The organism is Flavobacterium sp. (assembly GCF_028712645.1).
GTDB lineage: Bacteria > Bacteroidota > Bacteroidia > Flavobacteriales > Flavobacteriaceae > Flavobacterium.
Map to the genome: position 1 here is coordinate 1 of NZ_JAQTPQ010000232.1, position 5,599 is coordinate 5,599.

General features: G+C 26.4%; 4 protein-coding genes. All 4 read left to right on the forward strand.

What is annotated here, in order from left to right; translation table 11 throughout:
• Positions 1 to 293 precede the first annotated feature (293 nt).
• The 4 genes from PHC28_RS14905 to PHC28_RS14920 all read left to right on the forward strand — a co-directional run bounded on the left by PHC28_RS14905 (position 294) and on the right by PHC28_RS14920 (position 5,252).
• Complete coding sequence (locus PHC28_RS14905) at positions 294 to 662, forward strand: hypothetical protein (RefSeq protein WP_367278047.1); 369 nt, start codon at positions 294 to 296, stop codon at positions 660 to 662.
• Between the two features lie 607 nt (positions 663 to 1,269).
• A complete protein-coding gene (locus tag PHC28_RS14910; protein ID WP_300102362.1) occupies positions 1,270 to 2,961 on the forward strand; it encodes an ATP-binding protein in 1,692 nt (563 codons plus the stop codon).
• Positions 2,962 to 3,065: 104 nt separating this feature from the next.
• A complete protein-coding gene (locus PHC28_RS14915) occupies positions 3,066 to 3,719 on the forward strand; it encodes a response regulator transcription factor (RefSeq protein WP_300102364.1) in 654 nt (217 codons plus the stop codon).
• A gap of 1,197 nt (positions 3,720 to 4,916) precedes the next feature.
• Positions 4,917 to 5,252, forward strand: coding sequence for a YegP family protein (locus PHC28_RS14920; RefSeq protein WP_300102367.1), 336 nt, complete (start codon positions 4,917 to 4,919; stop codon positions 5,250 to 5,252).
• Positions 5,253 to 5,599: the final 347 nt, after the last annotated feature.

Here is a 5,599-nt window from a genome sequence, read left to right on the forward strand (position 1 = left end):
GTTCTTAAAAGTTCGAATATTGATATGGAACAGTTGAAACCTTTGCAGGAATTGTTGAAGAAATAGAAGGTTTGGTTTTAATGAATAAGCGTTTCGATGATTTGTCGAGACGCTTTTTTTGTTGAAAAGAATTGTGATTTTTTACTATTTGATGAAAATTATGGGAAATCTCAATTGTAGGAATTTTAAATAGATTATATTTGAGGATATTAATTTAATATCTTGAAAAATGAAATTAGAAAAAATACTTGATAAGCTTGGTTCTCTTGAGAAAAATTCATTCATCAAAATAATTGATTAGCATCATTTCTAAAAATCCGAAAAATTTCAAAGAGATTGATTTAATTCTAAATTCTACTGATAAAGTTCTAAAAACAGTTGATAGTCAAAATGTAACTAAAATATTCGAATTGATTAAAACAGAATTTTTAGGTTATATTAAAACAGAATTTGAAGACACTTCATCGCAATTAGATATTTTAATTGACATCATCATTCGAGATGGAAATTGTATAATGAAACAAGACTGGCTTTCAAGATTATATGAAATTGAATTAAAAAATTTAAAAAGTAAAATTAAAACCCTTAATTCTGATTTAGAAAATGAAAAATCTGAAATGACTTTTGAGAGAAAGAGAGATTATAAAATTTATAAACTTTAAAGATATTAAATTAAATGCTTATCTTAATAAACTATAATATATTTGTAGAATTAATTCTATATCAATGTCGTTAAAGTTCTATATTCTTTTGTGTTCAAGATAATTAATTTTGGTCAACTATTTGTTCGTATATATGAAATAGTTGTTATATAGTTAAATGAATTTGCCGTTTAAAAAGGTTCTATTAATAATTTTTTAGTTTCACTTTAAATTCCATTCCACTTTTATTAAAAGATATTCTCCAAATCATTTTAAAGTTTTTTTTTGAGTTATCATTTGACAAAATATTAAATAAGGGGATGTGTATTTTTTTATAAATTATAAGTATTGTTACTGAGTTTTTTATTAATTTAGAGATGTGTTAATGTTGTTAAGTGTCAAGTGTCAAGTGTAAATATAGTTTGTTCGTTCGTTCATTTAATTAATTAAAATTTCTGAATGATAAGTATTTACATTCAAAATCAAAAATATAAGAACGTTCAATGGTCATGTCAAAACATTAAAAAATAACATTCACAAGTTTTTATTTTTATTTAGGCTTTTGGTTTTTAATAAATTAAATTAATAAATTTTGATTAAAAAATATTTTACAGAAAAGACTTTTATTTTGAAAAAATTAAAATTTGAGTACAGAAAAGTGATTCACTTTACTTTATTGTTATGTATTATTTTATTGCAAGTTATGGTTGTCGTGATTTGGTATAATGAAAGCAGACTTTCAAAAGCATTTGATACCATGTCAACTTCCAATAAAATTTTAAAATATTCGAACCTTGTGAATAATTCCTTGGTTCACTCGCAAGAAAATTTTAATGAATATATCAATTATAAAGATGAAGTTTCGTTAAAAAAATATGCCGAAAACTTGAATGAAATCGGCAATTTGATGGATAGTTTGCGTTTTGTTTCTGGAGATAATAAAGCTTTTGAAAAAGTATTGGTCAATAAAAATAAAATCCAGACTGATATATTGGTTTTGAAGGCTTCGATAGACTCTATCATAAACAAGCAAATTGGATCAAATCCCGTTGATGTTTCAAAACTTTTTAAATTCAACAAGTTTAGATTCCAAAAAATATTAGACAGTATTAAGACGGATACTTCCATAAAGGTTGACAGTGTTTCCCGAAATGGATTGTTTTCGAGATTAAGCGATGCTTTAACGGGAAAATACCAGATTCAAAAAGAGCAGTTGAATACTGTTGTCACCATGCAATACAAAGATAAAATTACATCTGGTACTATTGAAGAGCAAATTGCAAATGTTTTTTTGATGAGTAACAGTTATTACGAAAATGAATTCAATAACTTGAAAAAATTGTTTCTTGATTTGAGAAATAAAGATTTGAAGTTAATTGCCATTAATAATCAATTATTAAATCTAAGTCAAAATGTAGTGGAATCTACTAATTTACTTCAAACGGATGGTCAGAATAATTTAAGAAATCAATATAAATCAAATAATACAGTTAGAAATTACACCATAATAACACTAATTGTATTAATGTTTATTATATCAATCATACTTCTAAATTTTACACGTATAGCATTTGAGTATGAAAAAAGACTTACTGTCGCTCAAAATCAAATTCGTCAAAGTTTGGCCTTTAAAAACAGGATTATTGGCATGATAAGTCATGAAATACGCTCACCATTGAATATTATATCCATTTACAGCAAAAGAGTAATTGCCAGTGTTCAAGACATGGAGATTAAAGAAACTTTTAAATCTATTCAATTTACGACCGAATCCCTGATTCTTTTGGCTAATCAAATATTGGTGTATTCTAAAGATACAAGCCATAAACCTAAATTAAAAAATAAAAGCATAAATTTAAGAAATGAAATTGACCAAATTATTTACTCACTAACCCCCTTGTTGGAGAGTAAGGGTAATAAAATGGTTGTAGATTCTAATATTGAATCTAATTGCGAAGTATATTCAGATGCTACAAAAATTCATCAACTTTTCTACAACATAATTGGTAACGCCAATAAGTTTACTGAAAACGGAATAATATCGATTACCGTCAATATTGAAGTTATTTCTGAATACGAAATGAATTTAAAAGTTGAAATTGAAGATAATGGAATTGGTATCGCCGAAAACGATTTGAAAAATTTATTTGAATCTTATTATCAAGGAACAGTTTCCGGAAAAGTGAATGATTTGGGTGTAGGTTTGGGATTAAATCTCTGCAAAGAAATTGTCGAATTATTTGAAGGTGAAATTAATGTCCAGAGTGAAGAAGGTAATGGTACGAAGGTTCTATTTAATTTGATATTAAGTCAAAATTAAATATTTTAAGAATAAAGGATATTGTAGGTTTTTAGTAAATATTGAACATACTATATATAGATAAGTTAGGGAATACGGTTACTTATAAATTAATTTTTTTTTAAATGAAATCATCAAATAATTATAGTTTTTTAATTGCCGACGATCATAGTGTCGTGCGACAAGGGGTTTCATTATTAATTAAAGACTTATTTTTAAGTGCTAAAATTCATCAGGTAGCCACTTTTAAAGATATACTTAAGGTTCTAAAAGAGAGCAACATTGATTTACTGGTTTTAGACATCAATTTTCCAGATGGCAATAGTTTAAATATTATTTCAGAAATTAAAAGTATTCAGTCAGATATAAAAATTTTAATATTTTCTGCATACGAAGAAGATATATATGCCATGCGTTATTTGAATGCAGGTGCTTCCGGATACTTAAATAAAGGCAGTTCTGAATTAGAGATGAAGCAAGCTTTAAATAGTATGATGATTTCTGGAAAATATATAACTCAAAAAATTAAAGACAGAATTTTAGATTCCTATATATCAAGAGCACCTATTAATCCATTAGAGAAGTTGTCTAATAGAGAAGTTGAAGTTGCCAGATTATTAATCAAAGGATTTGGTAACCTAGAAATTTCTGATTTCTTGCAAATTAAAAAAACCACGGTTAGTACTTTTAAAAATAGGATTTTTGAAAAACTGGAAATTGATAATTTAGCCGCTTTAATTGAACTTTTTCATTTGTATTCTGATGATGATAATAAATAGTATTTTTTAGCTAATGCAAAATAATCCTCTAATTGTTCATTGTTTTATGATTTCAAACCAAGTATATTTTAAATAGATAATTGTTTCTTGCAGATTTGGTTATCCTATCTGGCAGGGTATTGATTTCGTGTTCTTTTTATATATAGGTTTGAACACTTAGGCTCTAATTCCTGAAGTTTTGCTTCGATTTCTTTTTTTTGCCACAGCTTTACTGCTTCTATCCGCTAAGGGTAGGGGCACGGATATTATGTTTGTGTAAATATGGGGTTAATTTTATCAATACCTATTGGTTTCTGCTCCGATGTTGTTTATTCAGATGGGATAATCTATAATCCTGAATTCTTTTTTGTTGTTTTAAAGTGTTTTTTATCACTAGACCTCCTTCTTTAATCAATCTTTTTTTGTAGAAATAATTCTACATGATGTTGTCCTGTGTACTACGAAAAATTGATTTGGTCAAGATTATATTTGTACTATTATGAGTGATGGATTTGGCAGCTGGATTACCTACAAATTTTAATTAGCAAAAAAAAACTTATTTCTCTTTGAGATAACTACCACTTCTTGTTTCTCATATATTCCTGAAGATTACGGGTGTCTATTACTTTCAAAAATAATTAAAAGTATGAAAGCTATAAAAAAAGTATGATAAAAACGATTAAAGATTATGTTTTAATAATCCGGTGGCTGTCCTCTTTTATTTTAGACAATTATTTGGGGATAATTATAATGGGTATAATACAAAATAAATAATGTATCAAAAAGTAGTTTTAGGTTGTTTTGCTCTTTTAGTAGGGATAATTTGTATTGATTTAATATCTGATTTATTTTTAATGGATTTCAAGTATTATCTGCTATCTCTATTTATATTGGCATTAGGGATTGTAGTTTATCCGTTGGATTTTAAATTTAGAGAGATAATCGATGTTATTTTTCTTGTAATTTTATTGACAGCTCTTGTCAATTTTATGAATTTGATTTTTTTTTAAAACTTTTCGTTTGAAATATATTGCATCAATATTGCCGTGGGAATTTTTGGAATTTTATTGTCACTGCTAAAAATAAAGATTAAGTTTTAATCTTGGCATAACAAGTTTATTTTAAGCGGATAATCATTTCATTTAAGCACAGATTTAAAAAAAAAGAAATTATGATATGCAAGCATTTAATAAATAACGTACAAATGATTAATGTAAAATGGAAAAATTTGTAATTAGCAAAGAAAAAACCGGTGAGTTTAAATTTGATTTTATAGATAATAAAGGAAACATAATTTTTAGCAGTGGTAGCTACACCAGAAAAACAATGTGTATCAAGGGTATTGAATCCGTAAAACGGAACTCACAGGACAGTTCAAAATTTAATCGTAAGAGCACCTTAAATAGTGAATCTTATTTTAATTTAAAATCGTTCAATGGAAAATTTCTCGGGACAAGTCAAATGTATCAAGAGAAAGCTTTGCGAGAGAATGCTATTGAAATTATAAAAAGTAAGGTACCGACCGCATCTATTGAAGATCAATCGAAGAAATGAATCCATAAATGTTTTAAGGGAGGCATTGATTATTATACATATAAAATTAGTTGTTAAATAAGCCGATGGTTTATAAAAAAGAATAATATGAAATTTACAATTAGTCCTAAACAAAAGCGGTAGTTCAAGTGGCTACTGAAGAAACTTTTTAGATAAATAGTATATTTGTTTACCATATTTTTTTAATCATTGGTCTCTAAATAGGCATCTTGTCGAAAAGTAAAAATTACTTCAAAGAGGGTAGTTATTCGTTTTCTGTTGATTTTTATATATAGAACCTTTCATCATTTTTTTTATCACTAACTATTTAATTTATTTATCATGAAAAAATTAGGAGCAGAATTTTT

What these genes read in the sequence shown, in the direction of transcription:
- PHC28_RS14915 (WP_300102364.1), top strand. Translation starts at nt 3,066, where the DNA reads ATGAAATCATCAAATAATTATAGTTTTTTAATTGCCGACGATCATAGT.
- PHC28_RS14920 (WP_300102367.1), top strand. Translation starts at nt 4,917, where the DNA reads ATGGAAAAATTTGTAATTAGCAAAGAAAAAACCGGTGAGTTTAAATTT.